The following is a 1,201-nucleotide window of genomic DNA, read 5'->3' as shown; positions in this document are numbered from 1 at the left end:
CCCCCGCGATCCACACTCTTTCCCTCCCCGGCGCGCTTCCGATCTCGCCGCACCGTCTCCACCGCGGCGGCGTCCAGCAGGGCCTCGACCGGGCCGCCGGGCGGTGTGCGCCGCTCCGCGCCCAGCAGCGCGGCGCCGACCAGTTCGCTCCAGCTCACCGCGCACCGTCCGCCATGCCGGCCGTGGTGAGCGGCACGGCCGGAGCCCGCGCCGAAGGGCCCGCCCCGGAGGCCGCTCCCGGGCCCGGCCAGACGGTGTGAGGGGTGAAGCCCCGGTGGCCGCACTCGCCGAACACCGTGACCGGTTCACCACCCGAGACGGCGGCGAGCCGCCACATCCGGGAGCGCACCCCCGCCGTCCCCGCCACCGGCAGCGCGAAACCCTCCTCGTCGGCCAGCTGCCAGCCCTCCCCGACCGGTACGGGCACCACGCCGGCCAGGACCGCCGGCCAGCCGTCCAGCCAGGGGTCGCCGCACAGCGCGGCGCCGTAGGAGGCCAGCGCTTCGTGCACACCGCCCCCCGGCGGCCGCCCGCCCGGCCCGGGCTCCGCGTGCCGCTCGCCGAGAGCGGCGCGCAGCGCGGGGGCGCCGGGGTAGTAGGCGAGGTCGGCGTCGACCGAGGCCCCCACCGGGAGGGAGGGCTCCGGCGGCGGGCCGGGGGTGAACGACAGCACCAGCGCCGTGCGCCCGGTGCGCAGCCCGTGCAGCCAGACGCGGCGCGCCGTCACCCTGCCCTCCTCGGTGTCGTGCCGGCCCAGCACCAGCCAGTGGTCGCGCACCAGCGCGTCGCGGTCGGCCAGGACCCCGGCCGCCTCCGTGGTGATCCCCACCCGGGACCGCACGGTCGCCGCCAGCGGATCCGGCAGCCCGCCGATGTTCAGGAACCCCTGGTCCAGCAGGTGCAGCAGGGCGCACTCCTCCAGCAGACGGGACGGCCAGCCGGGACCGGAGCCGGGGACGGCCCCCAGCTCCCGCACCCGGGCGGCCAGTCCCGGCGCCTGGGCGTCCACCATGCGGGCGGCCGTCTCCTCCCAGACACCGCGGCCCGCCTCCCCCGCCGGCCCCTCCAAGTCCGCCAGACCGCCGCGCAGCAGGTCCGCCAGCCGCTGCTCCAGCTCGGTGGCGCCCGCCGAGATCCGCTCGGCCCGCCGCTCGGCCCGCTGCTCCGCCCGCCGCCGCGACGTCTCCGGGCCGGCCGGGGC

At 79.5% G+C, this 1,201-nt stretch carries 1 protein-coding gene; it reads right to left on the bottom strand.

Annotated elements, in window-relative coordinates; genetic code table 11:
* Positions 1-154: 154 nt before the first annotated feature.
* On the bottom strand, positions 155-1,201 hold a 1,047-nt coding region (locus ACLIYP_RS30485; protein ID WP_412716304.1), incomplete at its 5' end, for a hypothetical protein.

Source organism: Streptomyces nanhaiensis (genome assembly GCF_046614825.1).
Taxonomy (GTDB): domain Bacteria; phylum Actinomycetota; class Actinomycetes; order Streptomycetales; family Streptomycetaceae; genus Streptomyces; species Streptomyces radiopugnans.
The sequence above is the reverse complement of the archived record's forward strand: the minus strand, read 5'-3'. Positions and strand labels throughout refer to the sequence as shown.